The 18,048-nt window shown below is 72.9% G+C and carries 12 protein-coding genes; 3 read left to right on the top strand and 9 right to left on the bottom strand.

From position 1 onward, the window contains the following. Positions 1-43: 43 nt before the first annotated feature. The gene (locus tag LUZ64_RS06140) at positions 44-2,437 is read left to right on the top strand and encodes a Tex family protein (protein ID WP_095578413.1); all 2,394 of its coding nucleotides are present in this window, start codon (positions 44-46) and stop codon (positions 2,435-2,437) included. A gap of 128 nt (positions 2,438-2,565) precedes the next feature. Here LUZ64_RS06140 and LUZ64_RS06135 read toward each other — a convergent pair whose 3' ends face one another. Then, entirely contained in the window at positions 2,566-4,203 is a 1,638-nt protein-coding gene (locus LUZ64_RS06135) for an ABC-F family ATP-binding cassette domain-containing protein (RefSeq protein WP_095578412.1), read from the bottom strand. 102 nt (positions 4,204-4,305) lie between these two features. Next, positions 4,306-6,306, bottom strand: coding sequence for a Xaa-Pro dipeptidyl-peptidase (locus tag LUZ64_RS06130; protein ID WP_308251404.1), 2,001 nt, complete (start codon positions 6,304-6,306; stop codon positions 4,306-4,308). A 188-nt stretch (positions 6,307-6,494) separates the two neighbouring features. On the opposite strand from LUZ64_RS06130, the gene LUZ64_RS06125 reads away from it, so the two are divergent. Continuing rightward, positions 6,495-8,003 (top strand): M1 family metallopeptidase, encoded by a 1,509-nt coding sequence (locus LUZ64_RS06125; protein ID WP_095579459.1) that lies wholly within the window; start codon positions 6,495-6,497, stop codon positions 8,001-8,003. Positions 8,004-8,187: 184 nt separating this feature from the next. Here LUZ64_RS06125 and LUZ64_RS06120 read toward each other — a convergent pair whose 3' ends face one another. Then, the gene (locus LUZ64_RS06120; RefSeq protein WP_095579460.1) at positions 8,188-8,994 is read right to left on the bottom strand and encodes a VOC family protein; all 807 of its coding nucleotides are present in this window, start codon (positions 8,992-8,994) and stop codon (positions 8,188-8,190) included. 187 nt (positions 8,995-9,181) lie between these two features. On the opposite strand from LUZ64_RS06120, the gene LUZ64_RS06115 reads away from it, so the two are divergent. After that, on the top strand, positions 9,182-9,964 hold the full coding sequence (locus tag LUZ64_RS06115) for a MerR family transcriptional regulator (RefSeq protein WP_095579461.1): 783 nt from the start codon (positions 9,182-9,184) through the stop codon (positions 9,962-9,964). A gap of 65 nt (positions 9,965-10,029) precedes the next feature. Here the strand turns inward: LUZ64_RS06115 and LUZ64_RS06110 are convergent, their stop codons facing one another. The 6 genes from LUZ64_RS06110 to LUZ64_RS06085 form a co-directional block, all read right to left on the bottom strand. Beyond that, positions 10,030-12,213, bottom strand: a complete 2,184-nt coding sequence (locus LUZ64_RS06110) for a 3-hydroxyacyl-CoA dehydrogenase NAD-binding domain-containing protein (RefSeq protein WP_095579462.1) — start codon at positions 12,211-12,213, stop codon at positions 10,030-10,032. A 79-nt stretch (positions 12,214-12,292) separates the two neighbouring features. After that, a complete protein-coding gene (locus tag LUZ64_RS06105) occupies positions 12,293-13,525 on the bottom strand; it encodes an acetyl-CoA C-acetyltransferase (RefSeq protein ID WP_095579463.1) in 1,233 nt (410 codons plus the stop codon). A gap of 90 nt (positions 13,526-13,615) precedes the next feature. Then, the gene (locus LUZ64_RS06100) at positions 13,616-14,758 is read right to left on the bottom strand and encodes an acyl-CoA dehydrogenase family protein (protein ID WP_095579464.1); all 1,143 of its coding nucleotides are present in this window, start codon (positions 14,756-14,758) and stop codon (positions 13,616-13,618) included. After that, positions 14,755-15,981, bottom strand: coding sequence for a CaiB/BaiF CoA transferase family protein (locus tag LUZ64_RS06095; RefSeq protein WP_095579466.1), 1,227 nt, complete (start codon positions 15,979-15,981; stop codon positions 14,755-14,757). The genes LUZ64_RS06100 and LUZ64_RS06095 overlap by 4 nt, the downstream gene beginning before the upstream one ends. Before the next feature lie 456 nt (positions 15,982-16,437). Beyond that, positions 16,438-16,821, bottom strand: coding sequence for an MmcQ/YjbR family DNA-binding protein (locus LUZ64_RS06090; RefSeq protein ID WP_095583360.1), 384 nt, complete (start codon positions 16,819-16,821; stop codon positions 16,438-16,440). 58 nt (positions 16,822-16,879) lie between these two features. Beyond that, a complete protein-coding gene (locus tag LUZ64_RS06085) occupies positions 16,880-17,845 on the bottom strand; it encodes a dihydrodipicolinate synthase family protein (RefSeq protein WP_095583359.1) in 966 nt (321 codons plus the stop codon). Positions 17,846-18,048: the final 203 nt, after the last annotated feature.

Raw genomic sequence — 18,048 nt, 5'->3', positions numbered from 1 at the left:
CCACAATGCAGACCGCGGCTCGAAGAGAAAGCGGAGCGTGATCGTGACGGCATCTGGGGCGTCGATCGAAGGCAGGATCGCCGAGGAGCTCGGCGTGCGGGAGCGGCAGGTGAAGGCGGCGGTCGACCTGCTCGACAGCGGGTCGACGGTGCCCTTCATCGCGCGTTACCGCAAGGAAGCGACCGAGATGCTCGACGACGCGCAGCTGCGCACGCTCGAGGAGCGGCTGCGCTATCTGCGGGAGCTGGAGGACCGCCGGACGGCGGTCCTGGAGTCGGTGCGCTCCCAGGGCAAGCTGGACGAGGCGCTGGAGGCGCGGATCCTCGCCGCCGACTCCAAGGCCCGCCTGGAGGACATCTACCTGCCCTTCAAGCCCAAGCGGCGCACCAAGGCGCAGATCGCCCGCGAGGCCGGCCTGGAGCCGCTCGCGGACGGCCTGCTGCGCGACCCCGGTGTGGAGCCGGCGGCCGCCGCGGCGGCCTTCGTCGACCCGGACAAGGGCGTGGCGGACGCCGCCGCGGCGCTGGAGGGGGCGCGTGCCGTCCTCACCGAGCGGTTCGGCGAGGACGCCGACCTGATCGGCGAGCTGCGCGAGCGCATGTGGACGCGCGGCCGGGTGGCGGCGAAGGTGCGGGAGGGCAAGGAGGAGGCCGGCGCGAAGTTCGCCGACTACTTCGACTTCGCCGAGCCCTTCACCGAGCTGCCCTCGCACCGGGTGCTGGCCATGCTCCGCGGTGAGAAGGAGGAGGTCCTCGACCTCACTCTGGAGCCCGAGGAGCCCCCGGCCGACGGCGCGGCGGCCGGCCCGAGCTCGTACGAGCTGGCGGTCGCCCGCCGCTTCGGCATCGCGGACCGCGGCCGCCCGGCGGACAAGTGGCTGGGCGACACCGTGCGCTGGGCCTGGCGCACCCGGATCCTCGTCCACCTCGGCATCGACCTCCGGCTGCGGCTGCGGCAGGCCGCCGAGGACGAGGCGGTGCGGGTCTTCGCCGCGAACCTCCGTGACCTGCTGCTCGCCGCCCCGGCCGGGACGCGCGCCACGATGGGCCTCGACCCCGGCTTCCGTACGGGCGTGAAGGTCGCCGTGGTCGACGCCACCGGCAAGGTGTCCGCCACCGAGACGATCTACCCGCACGTCCCGCAGAACAAGTGGGACGCCTCGCTGGCCACCCTGGCCCGGCTGGCCCGTGAGCACGGTGTCGAGCTGATCGCGATCGGCAACGGCACGGCCTCCCGCGAGACGGACAAGCTCGCGACGGACCTGATCGCCCGTCACCCGGAGCTGAAGCTCACCAAGGTGATGGTCTCCGAGGCCGGCGCCTCGGTCTACTCCGCCTCCGCGTTCGCCTCTCAGGAGCTGCCCGGCCTGGACGTCTCGCTGCGGGGCGCGGTCTCCATCGCGCGCCGGCTCCAGGACCCGCTCGCCGAGCTGGTGAAGATCGACCCCAAGTCGATCGGCGTCGGCCAGTACCAGCACGACCTGGCCGAGGTGAAGCTCTCCCGCTCCCTGGACGCGGTCGTGGAGGACTGCGTCAACGGCGTGGGCGTCGACGTCAACACCGCGTCCGCGCCCCTGCTCTCGCGGGTCTCGGGCATCAGCTCCGGCCTCGCCGAGAACATCGTCGCCCACCGCGACTCCCACGGGCCCTTCCGGTCCCGCCGCGCGCTTAAGGACGTCGCCCGGCTCGGCCCGAAGGCGTACGAGCAGTGCGCGGGCTTCCTCCGCATCCGTGGCGGCGACGACCCGCTGGACGCGTCCAGCGTCCACCCCGAGGCGTATCCCGTGGTGCGGGCGATGGTGAAGTCGACGGGTGGGGAGGTGGCCGCGCTCATCGGCAACACCGCCGTGCTCCGGTCGCTGCGCCCGGAGACCTTCGTCGACGACTCCTTCGGCCTGCCGACCGTCACCGACATCCTGCGCGAGCTGGAGAAGCCGGGCCGCGACCCGCGCCCGGCGTTCCGGACGGCGACGTTCAAGGACGGCGTGGAGAAGATCGGCGACCTGACGCCCGGGATGATCCTGGAGGGCGTCGTCACCAATGTCGCCGCGTTCGGCGCCTTCGTCGACGTGGGTGTGCACCAGGACGGGCTCGTGCACGTCTCGGCGATGTCGAAGACGTTCGTGAAGGACCCCCGGGACGTGGTGAAGCCGGGGGACATCGTGCGGGTGAAGGTGATGGAGGTCGACATCCCGCGCAAGCGGATCTCGCTGACGCTCCGGCTGGACGACGGGGCGCCGGCCGGCGGGTCGCCGCGGGACCGCGCGGAGCGCGGGGACCGTCCGGACCGTGGAGACCGCGGGGGTCAGCGGCGGGGTGGTGCGCCGAGGCCGCGGCGCGAGTCGGGAGGCCGCGCCACGGGAGCCCGTGAGTCGGCGGCTCCGGCGAACGACGCGATGGCGGACGCGTTGCGGCGGGCCGGCCTGCTGGGGAAGTGAGCCCCGGCCCCGCCCTTTCACCGTTTCCCGGGGCTCCGCCCCGGACCCCGGTCCTCAAGCGCCGGGCGGGCTGATTTCAGCCCGTCCGGCGCTTGAGGACAACTCGGGAAGGGGCGGGGTGGGGAAGCTCAGCGCTCCGTCACACGGCCCTCACGCACCTCGAGGCGCCTCGTCACAGCGACAGCGTCCAGCATCCGGCGGTCGTGCGTCACCAGCAGCAACGTCCCGTTGTACGAGTCCAGCGCCGACTCCAGCTGCTCGATCGCCGGCAGGTCGAGATGGTTCGTGGGCTCGTCCAGGACGAGGAGGTTGACGCCCCGGGCCTGGAGGAGGGCCAGGGCCGCGCGCGTGCGCTCGCCCGGCGAGAGGGTCTCGGCCCGGCGCAGCACGTGTGCCGCCTTCAGGCCGAACTTGGCGAGCAGGGTGCGGACGTCCGCGGGCTCCATCTCGGGGACGGCCGCACCGAAGGCGTCGAGCAGGGTGTCCGTGCCGAGGAACAGGCCGCGCGCCTGGTCGACCTCGCCGACGACGACGCCGGGGCCCAGGGAAGCGGCGCCCGCGTCCAGCGGCAGCCGGCCGAGGAGGGCGGCGAGCAGCGTGGACTTCCCGGAGCCGTTGGCGCCGGTGATGGCGACCCGGTCCGCCCAGTCGATCTGGAGGTCGACGGGCCCGAAGGAGAAGGCGCCGCGGCGTGCCTCCGCACCGCGCAGGGTGGCGACGACCGCCCCGGAGCGCGGGGCGGCGGCGATCTCCATGCGCAGCTCCCACTCCTTGCGGGGCTCCTCGACGACGTCCAGCCGCTCGATGAGCCGCTCCGTCTGCCGGGCCTTGGCCGCCTGCTTCTCGGTCGACTCGGCGCGCAGCTTGCGGCCGATCTTGTCGTTGTCGGTGGACTTGCGGCGGGCGTTGCGGACGCCCTTCTCCATCCAGTTCCGCTGGACGTTCGCGCGGGCCTCCAGGGCGGCGCGGGTGTCGGCGTACTGCTCGTACTCCTCGCGGGCGTGCCGGCGGGCGGTCTCGCGCTCCTCCAGATAGGCGTCGTAGCCGCCGCCGTAGAGGGTGATCTGCTGCTGGGCGAGGTCGAGTTCGAGGACCTTGTCGACGGTGCGGGTGAGGAACTCGCGGTCGTGGCTGACCAGGACCGTGCCGGCGCGCAGGCCGGTGACGAAGCTCTCCAGGCGGGCGAGGCCGTCCAGGTCGAGGTCGTTGGTGGGCTCGTCGAGCAGGAAGACGTCGTAGCGGCTGAGGAGCAGGGACGCGAGGCCGGCGCGGGCGGCCTGGCCGCCGGAGAGGCTGGTCATGTGCCGGTCGAGGTCGACGTCGAGGCCCAGGGAGGCGGTGACCTCCTCGGCGCGCTCGTCGAGGTCGGCGCCGCCGAGGGCGAGCCAGCGGTCGAGTCCGAGGGCGTACGCGTCGTCGGCGCCCGGGGCGCCGTCGACGAGGGCCTGGGTGGCGGCGTCGAGCGCGGCCTGGGCCTCGGCGACGCCGGTGCGGCGGGCGAGGAAGGCGCGGACCGTCTCACCGGGGCGGCGCTCGGGCTCCTGCGGCAGGTGGCCGACGTTCGCCGTGGGCGGGCTGAGCCTGAGCGTGCCCTCCTCGGGGGTGTCCAGGCCGGCCAGCAGCCGCAGCAGGGTGGACTTGCCGGCGCCGTTGGCGCCGACCAGGCCGATGACGTCGCCGGGGGCGACGACGAGGTCGAGGCCGGCGAAGAGGGTGCGGTCACCGTGCCCTGCGGCGAGGTCCTTGGCGACGAGAGTGGTGCTCATATCCCCTCGACTTTAGCCGCTGGCGCGGACGGCTCCGTACCGCTTTTTCCGTGCGGTGGCCCCGCCCGGGCCGGGCGGGGCCACCGAGGGGTGGCGAGGGTGTCAGCGGGCGGGGAGGTGGTCGAGGGAGGCCGGGGGCCGGATGCCGGGCAGCGGTGTGCCGGTGGGGGCCGTGGGCCGTTCCGTGGCCGGGTGGCCGCCCGCGGTGGCGCGGGCGAAGGCGGCGTAGCCGCCGACGAGGGGCAGCCGGGCGGTGGTGCCGCGCAGGTCCACCTTGAGGCGCGGGGTGGTGGAGGCGGGCTCGATGAGGCCCGCGTCCGTGCCGGCGACGATCAGGGCGAGCCGGTGGCCGGCGGGGACGACGTGGTCGGTGGCGGCGAGGTCGAGGGTGATCTTGTAGGGCTTGCCGGGGGTGAGGGGGCGCCCGGGGGCGGGGTCGGCGTAGTGGCCGAGGTCGGCCCAGCCGCGGCTGAAGACGGTGTGGCCGACCTGTTCCTTGTCGGCCTCGGTGCGCTTGAAGCAGCCGGTGTCCTGCGGGGTGCCGCTGCCCCAGCAGCTGCGCTCGTCGAGGGTGAGGATGCCCTCGCCGCGTGCCGCGTAGTCGCGGATGGTGGCGGGGCCGAGGTCGACGAGGACGGCGGAGAGGTGGGCGGAGGCGGTGGAAGGGGTGACGGTCAGGTCGACGCGCGAGGAGCCGGAGAGCCGCAGGTCACGGGTGAGCGGCGGGGTGACGAAGCCGGCCTTGCCCGGGGTCGCCTCGTCGACGTGGGTGGCCCAGTCGTGCTCGTTCAGCTTGGGGTCGTCGGTGAACTCGGCCGTGGCGCCGCGCGGCGCGGGTGCGAGGCCGAGGGTGCCGACGCCGGTCACGGGGCCCTCGGCGGGCCGCAGGGCGGTGGCCCGGGTGCCGCTGGGCGGCCAGACGCGGTCGGTGGACCACTGGTCGGGGGCGCGCTCGATGTCCGCCATCGGTTCGCGGTCCACGCCGTTGTCGTAGCCGAGGAGGTAGTGGTCGAACCAGCGGTGCAGGGTGGGGACCCAGGCCTCGCGGCGGAAGTCGAAGGGGTCGACGTGGCCGGTCTGGGAGAGCCAGATCTTCCGCTCGACGCCCTCCTCGGCGAGCGCGTCCCACCACTGGCCGAAGTGCTTGGTGCGGACGTTGAGGTCCTGCGTGCCGTGCACGACGAAGACGCTGGCGCGGACGTTCCCGGCGTCGGGGACGTAGTCGCGGGCGTCCCACTGCGGCGTCCGGTCGCCGTTGCGCGGCGCCCCTTCGGCCAGCGCGCGCTTGACGGCCTTGCAGCGAGCCAGCGCCTCGGAGCTCTCGACCCGGGTGGCGAGGCCGTCGGGGCCTCCGTCGTAGAGGGCGGCGCCCTTGGCGAAGTAGTAGTCGTACCAGGAACTGATCGCGCCGATCGGGACGATGGTCTTCAGGCCCTCGACCCCGGTGGCGGCGACGCCGTTGGCGACGGTGCCGTCGTAGCTCTTGCCGATCATGCCGACGGCCCCGGTGGTCCAGGACGCCTCGGTGGTGTCCTGGCCGGTTCGGGTGCGGTAGCCGCGGGCACGGCCGTTGAGCCAGTCGACGACGGACTTCGCGGACTGGACATCGGAGCGGCCGCCGATGTCGACACAGCCGTCGGAACGGTTCGTTCCGGCAAGGTCGACGAGGACGACCGCGTAACCGCGCGGTACGAAGTAGTTGTCGTAGAACAGGGGGAACTGTACGGGGGCGCCCTGCGCGTCGTAGGTCTTCTTCTGCCCCTCGTTGCCCCGCCCGCAGCAGGAGTAGTAGGGGCTGGCGTCCATGATGACCGGCACACGGCGGCCCTGTTCGGCGGCCTCGCGGGGGCGGACGATGTCGACGGCGACGCGGTCGGCGCGGCCGTCGCCGTCACCGTCGACCCCGGTGTCGACCCAGACGGATTCACGGACGGCCCGGTCGTACGAATAGACGGGTCTACTCATGCCGTTCGAGCCGCTTTGCGCGGTCGCGGCGGTCGCCGGGCCCGCCACCGGAGGCAGCAGGACGGCCGTCAGGGCGGCCAGCACCGCCGCGACGAGGGGGATCCAGGGTATGCGGGTGTCCCGCGGGTGTCTACGCACGGCCGGACGGTAGCGCGGCCCAACTACCGGGCAGAAGGGGGCGGGAGAGGCCCCTCGTGGCGGCCCGAGCCCCACGTGATGACAGGCACATGTCGGTCACATGTCGGGATGCACCATGGACATTCCCCTCTCCGGGATGCGTACATAGGCTTCGAGTGATCGTTCTCCTCTACGAGTTGGAGTGACTCGTGCGACACAGACTCATCGTTCCTAGCGCGGCCGCGGCCTGCCTGCTGCTGGCGATCCCTGCGTCGGCGGCCGACGCCACGCCCGGGGCCCCGGGTGTCGGGGACTCGTACTACCCGACCGCGGGGAACGGCGGCTACGACGTCTCCCACTACGACCTTCGCCTGAAGTACCAGCCGAAGACGGACAAGCTGGAGGGCACGGCGACCCTGCTGGCCACCACCACGCAGAAGCTGTCCCGCTTCAACCTCGACTTCGCGCTCGATGTGAGCGAGGTGCTGATCAACGGCAAGAAGGCGGCGTACGCCACCACCGGGGCCCACGAGCTGGAGATCACTCCGTCCTCCCCGCTGGAGAAGGGCAAGCAGATCAGCGTGGTGGTCCGCTACAGCGGCACCCCGTCCCAGGTGAAGATCGACGGCTTCACCGCCTGGAACCGCACGCCGGACGGCGCTGTCGTGGCGCAGGAGCCCGAGTCGGCGTACTGGTGGTTCCCGAGCAACGACCACCCGACCGACAAGGCCACCTACGACGTCTCGGTCTCGGTGCCGGACGACGTCCAGGCCATCAGCAACGGCGTCCTGGCCTCGCAGTCCTCGAAGCTCGGCTGGACGCGCTACAACTGGCGCTCCACCAAGCCGCAGGCCAGCTATCTGACCACGCTGGCGGTCGGCAAGTTCGACATCACCACGGACACCACCGCCAACGGCCTCCCGGTGGTCAACGCCTACAGCAAGGACCTGGGCGACAACGCCGCGTCCGCCAAGGCCAGCATCGAGCGCTCCGCCGAGATCGTCGACTGGGGCAGCACGGTCTTCGGCCCGTACCCCTTCAACGCGCTGGGCGGCTATGTGCCCAACGTCAAGACGGGCTACGCGCTGGAGACCCAGACCCGCCCGTTCTACAGCCCCTCGGGCTTCGCCAACGGCGCGAACACCTCACTGGTCGTGCACGAGCTGGCGCACCAGTGGTTCGGTGACAGCGTGTCGGTGAAGAACTGGCGCGACATCTGGGTCAACGAGGGCTTCGCGACCTACGCGCAGTGGCTGTGGTCGGAGAAGGAGGGCGAGGGCACCGCACAGGAGCTCGCCCAGTACGTCTACGACTCGGTCCCGGCCGACAACGCCTTCTGGACCGTGAAGCCGGGCGACCCGGGCGCCGACAAGCAGTTCGACCGCGCCGTCTACAACCGCGGCGCCGTCGCGCTCCAGGCGCTGCGCAACACCGTCGGCGACAAGACGTTCTTCACCATCCTCAAGCAGTGGCCGACCGAGAACAAATTCGGCAACGCCTCCGTGCAGGACTTCGTGAAGTACGCCGAGAAGGTCTCCGGCAAGAAGCTCGCCCCGCTCTTCGACACCTGGCTGTTCACCCCGTCGAAGCCCGGCAGCCTGCCCGCCCCCGGCGGCAAGGCGGGCAAGCCCGCCAAGACCGCGAAGTCGTTCGCGGCCACCCCGCAGCCCAAGTCCTGGAAGAAGATCCAGGAGGCGCAGGCCGCCCACCGGCACTGACCCGGAACCGGTCCGGTCCTGATCAGGCCCTGATCCGGCCCTGTTCCCGGCTCTGACCGGGATCGCCTGACCGGTCCTGCCGACCCACGCCGATCCGAGGGGCCCGGCGCACCGCGTGACGCGGTGCGCCGGGCCCTTCGACTTCCCCGGGGAGTCCCGGGAAGCCCGGCGGCGGGCCCCGGGTTCAGCCCTTGGCCTCCTCGGCCGGTGTGAGCACCACGAAGTCGGCGCCCGCCGGGTCGACACAGACGGCCAGCCGGCCCACGCCCTCCGCGTCCTCCGGACCCATCTGGAGGGTGCCGCCGTTGGCCGTGACCTTCGCGGCCGTGGCGTCGCAGTCCGCCGTCGCGAACACCGGGTGCCAGTAGGGCCTGCCGCCGTTCAGCGAGAGGTGCTCCGACGGGAGCTCCATCAGCCCGCCGTGCATCCGCTCCTCGCCCTGGCCCGCCGGGGTGAGGATGGAGTACGTGCCCCCGTCGCCCGGCAGCGGCACGTCCGACGCCGTCCAGCCGAACAGGCCGCCGTAGAACGCCTTCGCGCCGGCGGCGTCGGTGGTGTAGAGCTCGGTCCAGCACAGGGAGCCCGGCGCGTCGGCGAGCTCCACGCCGCCCCCGGTCTCCCCCGGCTGCCAGACGGCGAACTGCCCGCCCTGGGGGTCGGTGAGCTGGGCCATCGAGCCGTACTCGCCGGCGTCGGTCGGGGCGACCCGGACGGCGCCGCCCGCCCGCTCCACGGCCTTGGCCGCGGCCTGCGCGTCGGTGGTGCGGAAATAGAGCGTCCAGGCCGGCCGGGCACCCTCCTCGTTCAGCGGGCCGAGGCCGGCGACCGTCTTGCCGTCCAGCCTGAAGAGGCCGTAGCCGCCGCCCTCCTCGCCGAACGACTTGTACTCCCAGCCGAACACCGCGCCGTAGAAGGCCGCGGTGGCCGGGATGTCACGGGAACCGAGGTCCAGCCAGCACGGGGAACCGGGGACGAAATCCGTGGTGATCATGGCGCTCTCCCTTCACGGGTCCTTGTGGGGCCAGCCTCCCACCGGGCACTGACAACCGCGTCCCGTGGGCCGTGCGACCGGCCCGCGGAACCCCGCGAAAGGTTTCACAGCGGTGGTGGTACAGCGATAGTGGTACAGCAATACTGTGGAACCCGAAGGGCGCGGAACAGAGAGCGAGGCATCGCCGATGGCCACGGAGACCGAGGGACCGACCCTGACCGTCGACGAACTGGCCGCCCGCGCCGGGGTGACCGTCCGCACGGTGCGCTTCTACAGCACCCGGGGGCTGCTGCCGCCGCCCGAGATCGGTCCGCGCCGGGTAGGCCGCTACGGCGCCGATCACCTCTCCCGGCTCGCCCTCATCGAGGAGCTCCAGCACCAGGGGCTGACCCTCGCCGCCATCGAGCGCTATCTCCGGCACCTCCCGGACGGGCTGAGCCCCGGCGACCTGGCCATCCACCGCGCCCTGGTGGCCTCCTGGATGCCCGACCGGCCGGAGCCGGCGACCCGCGCGCAGCTGGAGCGGCGGGCCGGGCGCGCCCTGGGCGAGGAGGACCTCGACCGGCTCACCGCGATGGCCGTCCTGGAGCGCGACCCCGAGGACGCCGACGCCTTCCTGGTCGACCCGGGGCTGCTGTATCTGGGGCTGCGGCTGCTGGACGTGCCGATCGCGCCGGACACGATCCTCGCGGCCCGCGCGGTCCTGCTGGAGCACGCCCGGTCCACGGCCCGGTCGCTGACCCGGCTCTTCCACGAGGAGGTGGACACGCCGGACGTCGCGTCGATGAAGTCGCTGTCGGCGCACATGCAGCCGTTGGTGGTGCAGGCGCTGGTGACGGCGTTCCAGCGGTCCCTGAAACGGGAGCTGCGGGAGCTGTACGCGCAGGGGGACGCGCGGGGAAGCGCTCGGGAGGACGCCCAGGGGGACGCCCAGGCCCAGGAGGACGCCCAGGGGGACACGGCGCCGTAAGCGCCGGGCGGGCCGCGGACCGGACCCGCCCGGCTTCCGGAAGCCGGGGCCCCCGGAAGCACGGCTCAGCGGAACAGCTCGCCCTTCTCCGCCTTCTCCAGCAGCAGCGCCGACGGCGCGAACCGCTCGCCGTACGCCGCCTGGAGCTCCCGAGCGCGGGTCACGAACCCGCGCGGGCCGCCCTCGTACCCGTTGATGTACTGGATCGCGCCGCCCGTCCAGCCGGGGAAGCCGATGCCGAGGATCGAGCCGATATTGGCGTCGGCGACGGAGGTGAGGACGCCTTCCTCCAGGCAGCGGACGGTGTCCAGGGCCTCGGAGAAGAGCATCCGCTCCTTCATGTCCGCGAAGGGGACCTCGGTGGCCGCGCCGTCCTGCCCGAAGTGCTCCCGCAGGCCCGGCCACAGCCCGGTCCGCTTGCCGTCGGCGTAGTCGTAGAAGCCGGCGCCGCCGCTGCGGCCGGTGCGGCCGAACTCGTCGACCATCCGGTCGATGACCGCGTCCGCCGGGTGCGCCTCCCAGGTGCCGCCGGCCTCCTCCGTCGCGCGGCGCGTCTCCTCGCGGATGCGGCGTGGCAGGGTGAGGGTCAGCTCGTCCATGAGGGAGAGCACCTTGGCCGGGTAGCCGGCCTGGGCGGCGGCCTGTTCGACGGAGGCGGCCGGGACGCCCTCGCCGATCATGGCGACGCCCTCGTTGATGAAGCGGCCGATGACGCGCGAGGTGAAGAAGCCGCGCGAGTCGTTGACGACGATGGGGGTCTTGCGGATCTGCCGGACGAGGTCGAACGCGCGGGCCAGGGCCTCGTCGCCGGTCCGCTCCCCCTTGATGATCTCCACCAGGGGCATCTTGTCGACGGGCGAGAAGAAGTGCAGGCCGATGAAGTCGGCGGGCCGCTCGACGCCTTCGGCCAGCAGGGTGATGGGCAGGGTCGAGGTGTTGGAGCAGAGCAGCGCGTCGGGGGCGACGACGTGCTGGATCTCCTGGAAGACCTTGTGCTTGAGCGAGGTGTCCTCGAAGACGGCCTCGATGACGGCGTCGCAGCCCGCGAGGTCGGCGACGTCACCGGTGGGGGTGATGCGGGCGAGGAGGGCGTCCCGCTCGGCCTCGGTCGTCCGGCCCTTGGCGACGGCCTTGGCCAGCAGGCCGGCGGAGTAGGCCTTGCCCTTCTCGGCGGCCTCGCGCGAGACGTCCTTGAGGACGACCTCGATGCCGGCCTTGGCGCAGGCGTAGGCGATGCCGGCGCCCATCATCCCGGCACCGAGCACGGCGGCCTTGGTGACCGGGCGGGGCGCGACGTCCTTGGGACGGCTGGCACCGGAGTTGACGGCCTGGAGGTCGAAGAAGAACGCCTGGATCATGTTCTTGGAGGTCTGGCCGGTGACCAGCTCCGTGAAGTAGCGGGCCTCGATGACCTGCGCGGTCTCGAAGTCGACCTGGGAGCCCTCGACGGCGGCGGCCAGGATGTTGCGCGGCGCCGGGTAGGGCGCCCCGGCGAGCTGCTTCTTGAGGTTGGCCGGGAAGGCCGGGAGGTTGGCGGCGAAGCGCGGGCTGGCGGGGGTGCCGCCGGGGATCCGGTAGCCCTCCTCGTCCCAGGGCTGCCGCGAGGCGGGGTGGGCCCGGACGAAGGCGCGGGCCTTGGCGAGGAGCTCCTCGGGGGTGGCGGCGACCTCGTGGACCAGGCCCGCCTCCAGGGCGCGCGGGGCGTTGTACCGGGTGCCCTGGAGGAGCACCTTCAGGAGGGCGTCGGTGATGCCGAGGAGCCGCACCGTACGGGTGACGCCGCCGCCACCGGGCAGCAGGCCGAGGGTGACCTCGGGCAGTCCGATCTTCGTGCCGGGGGTGTCGAGGGCCACGCGGTGGTGGCAGGCCAGGGCGATCTCGTAACCGCCGCCGAGGGCGGCGCCGTTGATGGCGGCGACGACGGGCACGCCGAGGGTCTCGATCCGGCGCAGGTCGCGCTTGACGCGCAGGCTGCCCTCGAAGGTCTCCCGGGCGTGGTCGGGGGTGGCGGCGATGAGTTCGCGCAGGTCGCCGCCGGCGAAGAAGGTCTTCTTCGCGGAGGTGAACACGACGCCCCGTACGGACTCCTTCTCGGCCTCCAGGCGGTCGGCGACCGCGGTGAGGGAGGTCTGGAAGGCGGCGTTCATGGTGTTGGCGGACTGGTCCGGGTCGTCCAGGACGAGGGTGACGACGCCGTCGCCGTCCTGCTCCCAGCGGATGGTGGTGCTCTCGCTCACGTTCGAGCTCATTTTCGAGGTCTCCATGGAGGTTTCGCGGTGCGGACGCGGACGCGGGGCGGGCCGGGTGACCGGGCCGGGTGGGCCGGGGTCAGGCGGGCCGGGACGGCTGGAGGCGCTCGACGACGGTCGCGACGCCCATGCCGCCGCCGACGCAGAGGGTGATCAGGCCGTAGCGCTTGTCCTGGCGCTCCAGCTCGTCGACGACGGTGCCCAGCAGCATCGCGCCGGTGGCGCCGAGCGGGTGGCCGAGGGCGATGGCGCCGCCGTTGACGTTGATCTTGCCCAGGCCGATGCCCAGCTCGTCGGCGAAGCGCAGCACCACGGCGGCGAACGCCTCGTTGATCTCGATCAGGTCGATGTCGTCGATGGTCAGACCGGCCTTGGCCAGGGCCTTGCGGGTGGCCGGGGCCGGACCGGTGAGCATGATCGTCGGGTCGGAGCCGGTGGCGGCCGCGGAGACGATACGGGCCCGCGGGGTGAGTCCGTAGCGCTCGCCGACCTCGCGGTTGCCGATGGCGACGAGCGCGGCGCCGTCCACGATGCCGGAGGAGTTGCCGGCGTGGTGGACGTGGTCGATCTTCTCCACCCAGTGGTACTGCTGGAGGGCGACGGCGTCGAAGCCGCCCGCGTCGCCGATCGCCGCGAAGGACGGCTTGAGCTTGCCGAGGACCTCGACGGTGGTGCCGGGACGCACATGCTCGTCGCGGTCGAGGACGACCAGGCCGTTGCGGTCGCGCACGGGCACGACGGAGCGGTCGAAGCGGCCCTCCTTCCAGGCGGTGGCCGCGAGCTCCTGGGAGCGGGCGGCGAAGGAGTCGACGTCGTGCCGGGTGAAGCCGCCGAGGGTGGCGATGAGGTCGGCGCCGATGCCCTGGGGCACGAAGCCGACGTCGAAGTTGGTCATCGGGTCGTTGAACCAGGCGCCGCCGTCGGAGCCCATGGGCACCCGCGACATCGACTCGACGCCGCCGGCGAGGACGAGGTCCTCCCAGCCGGAGCGGACCTTGGCGGCGGCGAGGTTGACGGCCTCCAGGCCCGAGGCACAGAAGCGGTTCTCCTGGACTCCCGCGACGGTGTCCGGGAGGCCCGCGGCGATGGCCGAGATCCGCGCGATGTCGGAGCCCTGGTCACCGAGCGGGCTGACGACGCCGAGCACGATGTCGTCGATGGCGGCCGGGTCGAGGCCCGGGAAGCGGCCGCGCAGCTCGTGGATGAGGCCTACGACGAGGTCGACCGGCTTGGTGCCGTGCAGGGCCCCGTTCGCCTTGCCGCGGCCGCGCGGGGTGCGGATCGCGTCGTACACATACGCTTCGGTGCTCAAGGTCGTGAACCTTTCGGGAATCCGTCGAGTCGGGGTGATCGGGAGGAGGAGGGGTGAGGTAGCGCGGGGCGGGCCGCCGCCGGGAGTTCGTCAGGAGAGCAGGGAACGGCCGATGATCTCCTTCATGATCTCGGTAGTACCGCCGTAGATCGTCTGGATGCGGCCGTCCGTGAACGCCTTGGCCACCCGGTACTCGGTCATGTACCCGTACCCCCCGTGGAGTTGCAGACAGCGGTCGGCGACGCGCTTCTGGAGCTCGGTCGCCCACCACTTGGCCATGGAGGCGTGCACGGCGTCGAGCTCGCCGGCCGTGTGGTCGGCGATGCAGCGGTCGAGGAAGGCGCGGGTGACGGCGCACTCGGTGGCCATCTCGGCGATCTCGAAGCGGATGTGCTGGAGCTTGGCGAGGGGCCGGCCGAACGCCTCGCGCTCCTTGACGTAGCCGGTGGTCAGCTCCAAGAGGTGCTCGGCCGCGGCGATGCCGGCGACGGCGATGTTCATGCGCTCCTGGGCGAGGTTGGTCATCAGGTGGACGAAGGCGCCGTTCAGCTCGCCGAGGAGGTTCTCCTTGGGAACGCGGACGTCGTGGAAGAACAGCTCGGCGGTGTCCTGCGCCTTCTGCCCGATCTTGTCGAGGTTGCGCCCGCGTTCGAAGCCCGGCGCGCCGCGCTCGACGACGAGCAGGCTGAGGCCCTTCGCACCGCCCTCCGGGGTCGTCCTCGCGACGACGATGACGAGGTCGGCGAGGATGCCGTTGGAGATAAAGGTCTTGGAGCCGTTGAGCAGCCAGTGGTCGCCGCGGTCCTCGGCCGAGGTGCGGATGCCCTGGAGGTCGGAGCCCGCGCCCGGCTCGGTCATGGCGATGGCGGTGATCGTCTCGCCGGTGCAGAAGCCGGGCAGCCAGCGGCGCTTCTGCTCGTCGGTGGTGAGGGAGGTGAGGTAGGGGCCGATGATGTCGTTGTGGAGCCCCACGGCGAGCCCGGCGGCGCCCGCCCGGGTGAACTCCTCGGTGAGCACCACACCGTAGCGGAAGTCGTCATTCCCTCCGCCGCCGTACTCCTCGGGCACGGCGATGCCCAGCAGGCCCTGCCGGCCGGCCGCCAGCCACGCGTCACGCGAGACGATGCCGTCCCGCTCCCAGCGCTCGTAGTGCGGGGTGACCTCCTTGGCCAGGAAGGTGCGGACGGTCTCGCGGAAGGCTTCATGGTCGGCTGTGAAGAGCTGACGCTTCATCGTTGCGGGCCTTTCTGCGGCGGGTCGAGGCTGCGGACGTCCCAGTCGCGCGCCACCTCGGCGGTGTCCGCGCCGGGCTGTGCGGGCGGGCGGCGCACGGCGCCGGGGGTGGCGGAGAAGCGCGGGGCCGGGGCGGGCTGGGTGAGGCCGCCGTGCTCGACGAAGGTGGCGCGGGCGGCGAGGTGCGGGTGGCCGGGGGCCTCCCGGAGGGAGAGGACGGGCGCGACGCAGGCGTCCGAGCCTTCGAAGACGGCCGTCCACTCGGCGCGGGTGCGCTCCGCGAAGCGCGCGGTGATGGCGGCGCGCAGGTCGTCCCAGCGGGCGGGGTCGTCGCGCGGCGGGACGTCCCGGCCGTCCGGCGACGGCACTTCCCGACCGTCCGGCTGTCCGTCCGGCTGTCCCTCCTGCTGTCCCTCCTGCTGATCGTCCCGCAGGCCGAGCCGGGCCAGGAACTCCCCGTAGAAGCGCTGCTCCAGCGCGCCGACCGCCATGTACCCGCCGTCGGCCGTGCGGTACGTGCCGTAGAAGGGCGCGCCGCCGTCGAGGAGGTTGGCCTCGCGACGGTCCTGCCAGGCGCCGGCGGAGAGCATGCCGTGGAGCATGGCGGTGAGGTGGGCGGCGCCGTCGACGATGGCGGCGTCGACGACCTGGCCGACGCCGGTGGTACGGGCGTGCTGGAGCGCGGCGAGGACCCCGACGACGAGGTAGAGGGAGCCTCCGGCGAAGTCCCCGAGGAGGTTGGCGGGGGCGTACGGCGGGCCGTCGGCGGGGCCGGTGAGGCCCAGGGCGCCGGTGACGGCGAGGTACGAGAGGTCGTGGCCGGCGGTCGGCGCGAGGGGGCCGCCCTGGCCCCAGCCGGTCATCCGGCCGTAGACGAGGCGGGGGTTGCGCGCGAGACAGGCTTCGGGGCCGATGCCGAGGCGTTCGGTGACCCCGGGGCGGTAGCCCTCCAGGAGGATGTCGGCGCGCTCGGCCAGGTCCAGGACGGCCGCCGGGCCCTCGGCGGACTTGAGGTCGACGATCACGGAGCGCTTGTTGCGGTTGGTGATGTCGTGCCGGGGGTCGATGTGCAGCCCGGGTCCGCCGGGCCGGTCGACGCGGACGACGTCGGCGCCGAGGTCGCCGAGGAGCATGGCGGCGAACGGGCCGGGTCCTATCCCGGCGAGCTCCACCACGCGCACGCCGCCGAGCGGGCCGCCGCCGTTGCCTGTGGTCCCTGCCATTCCGACCGCCATCCCGACGCCGTCCCGGCCGTCACCTCGACTGTCACCCTGACGCCTCTGCCACCCTGACGCCGCGCTGTCACTGACGCCCTCGTCGGCTTATGACACAAGTGCTGTAACACTCGCGATGTTAAGAACGGGTTCCAGTTTTCACAAGCCCTCGGGAGGATCGGCGGGGCGGGCAAGGGGCGGTGGGCGCGGGGGATTTGACGGGGGGCCGTTGCGCGGGGCGTTTTCCCCTACCCGCCCCTTCCCGAATGTCCTCAAGCGCCGGACGGGCTGAAATCAGCCCGTCCGGGGGCACCTCCTGGGGGCACCCCCAGCGGTAGCTGGGGGAGCTTGAGGACCGGGGTCCGGGGCAGAGCCCCGCACGCGGCGGAGCCGCACATCGGATGCGGCGGGAAGGGGCGGGTAGGGGAAGAGCCCGCCGCACCCGTGCCACCCGCCCCGCCCGGATCAGGCCGCGTCGAGCTCGGCGACGAGCCGCTTGGGGGCGATGGTGCGGTAGCTCTCCTCGACCCAGTCGCAGAGCAGCTCGACGGGGGCGCCGCCGTCGCCGGTGAGCGGGACGGACACCCAGCCGGACCGCCCCAGCCCGTAGCCGGTGGGCGCGGCCCCGGGAACGGCGAGGGCGTGCCCGTGCGCCTCCTCGTCCTTGAGCTTGACGCTGATGCCGGGCGTCTCGGTGTTCCCCTCGGCCCCCAGGAAGACGAAGATCTTCTTGTTGACCTTGATGACGGCGTCGTCCTCCCAGGGGAACTCCTCGACCGTGCCGGGCAGCCCGAGCGCGAACGCGCGGACGGCCGCGCGCGCCTTGAGGGGAGCTGGAATCGCCGCCATGGGTGCCTCCGGGAGGTGCTCGGTCTTTTTCGCGGCCCACGCTATCCCGGGGGCCCGGTCACAGCAGGCCCGCCTCCACCAGGAGTCGCCGTACGTCCCGCACGGAGGCATCGGGCAGGGGCCGCTGGGGAGCGGCGGTGGCCGGGTGGTCGATAACGCCGAGGAGACCGAGGGCCGCCTTGTAGCCGCCGAGCGCGGAGGCGCCGGCGCTCATGTGCGCCGGGTCCCCCGTCTCGGTGAGCGCGGACAGGACGGTCAGCCGGTCCTGTTCGGCGGCGGCCTCGGCCCAGCGCCCGGCGCGGGCGTGCGCGCACAGCCGTACGTATCCGGCGGGGTCGACGTTGCCGAGCCCCGGTACGACGCCGTGGGCGCCGGCCAGCAGGGCGGCGTCGACGGTCAGTTCGGAGCCGGTGAGCACGGTGAACGTACGGTCGAGACCGCGGGCCCGCAGCGCGACGAGCAGCCGGCGCAGGGCGCCGAGGTCGCCGCTGCTGTCCTTGAGCCCGGCCAGGGTGCCGTCCTCGGCGAGGGCGAGGAGGGTGGCGGCGGTGAGCTTGGAGTGGACGGCGGACGGGATGTCGTAGCCGATCAGCGGCAGGTCGACGGCGGCGCGGACGCGGCGGAAGTGGTCGGCGGTCTCGGCCGGGTGGGTGGCGGCGTAGAAGGGCGCGGTGGCGACGAGCGCGTCGGCACCGAGCGCGAGCGCCGCGCGGGCGTGGTCGGTGACCCGGGCGGTGGTCGTGTCGATGACCCCGGCGAGCAGGGGCACCCGGCCGCCGGCGGCGTCGACGGCCGTCTGTACGACGGTGCGGCGCTGAGCGTCACTCAGATAGGCGGTCTCGCCGCTGGAACCGAGAACGAAGAGGGCGTCCACGCCCGCGGCCAGGAGGTGCTCGACGAGGGAGCGGAGCGAGCGGGTGTCGACGTCACCGGCCGGGGTGAGGGGCGTGCACACCGGGGGCACGACACCGGTCAGGGGAACGGGCCAGGGAGTGGGGGTGCCGTCGGATCCTGTCTGGGGCATCGCGGGTGCCAGCCTTTACGGTCCGGGGTGGGATGTCCGCTTCGGCGCCGAATCTGTCGGAGGGGGTGGGGGGTGTCAAGGGGGCGGGGCGGGGCCGTGGCGGTGACCCGGCCCGCTCCCGGTCCCGCTCGTTGACCCGAGGCCGTCGGCGCGGCGGCTTCACGGCCTGGGCGAACCCGGCCGTACGACGGCAGGGGGCCCGG

The sequence above is a fragment of the Streptomyces albireticuli genome, assembly GCF_021228125.1.
GTDB lineage: Bacteria > Actinomycetota > Actinomycetes > Streptomycetales > Streptomycetaceae > Streptomyces > Streptomyces albireticuli.
This window is presented reverse-complemented; position numbering and strand designations above follow the sequence as displayed.

Bases quoted from the DNA above. Each gene is read 5' to 3' on its own strand.
- LUZ64_RS06095 (WP_095579466.1), bottom strand. From the start codon at position 15,981: ATGGCAGGGACCACAGGCAACGGCGGCGGCCCGCTCGGCGGCGTGCGC.
- LUZ64_RS06120 (WP_095579460.1), bottom strand. From the start codon at position 8,994: ATGATCACCACGGATTTCGTCCCCGGTTCCCCGTGCTGGCTGGACCTC.
- LUZ64_RS06100 (WP_095579464.1), bottom strand. From the start codon at position 14,758: ATGAAGCGTCAGCTCTTCACAGCCGACCATGAAGCCTTCCGCGAGACC.
- LUZ64_RS06110 (WP_095579462.1), bottom strand. From the start codon at position 12,213: ATGAGCTCGAACGTGAGCGAGAGCACCACCATCCGCTGGGAGCAGGAC.
- LUZ64_RS06115 (WP_095579461.1), top strand. From the start codon at position 9,182: ATGGCCACGGAGACCGAGGGACCGACCCTGACCGTCGACGAACTGGCC.
- LUZ64_RS06135 (WP_095578412.1), bottom strand. From the start codon at position 4,203: ATGAGCACCACTCTCGTCGCCAAGGACCTCGCCGCAGGGCACGGTGAC.
- LUZ64_RS06090 (WP_095583360.1), bottom strand. From the start codon at position 16,821: ATGGCGGCGATTCCAGCTCCCCTCAAGGCGCGCGCGGCCGTCCGCGCG.
- LUZ64_RS06085 (WP_095583359.1), bottom strand. From the start codon at position 17,845: ATGCCCCAGACAGGATCCGACGGCACCCCCACTCCCTGGCCCGTTCCC.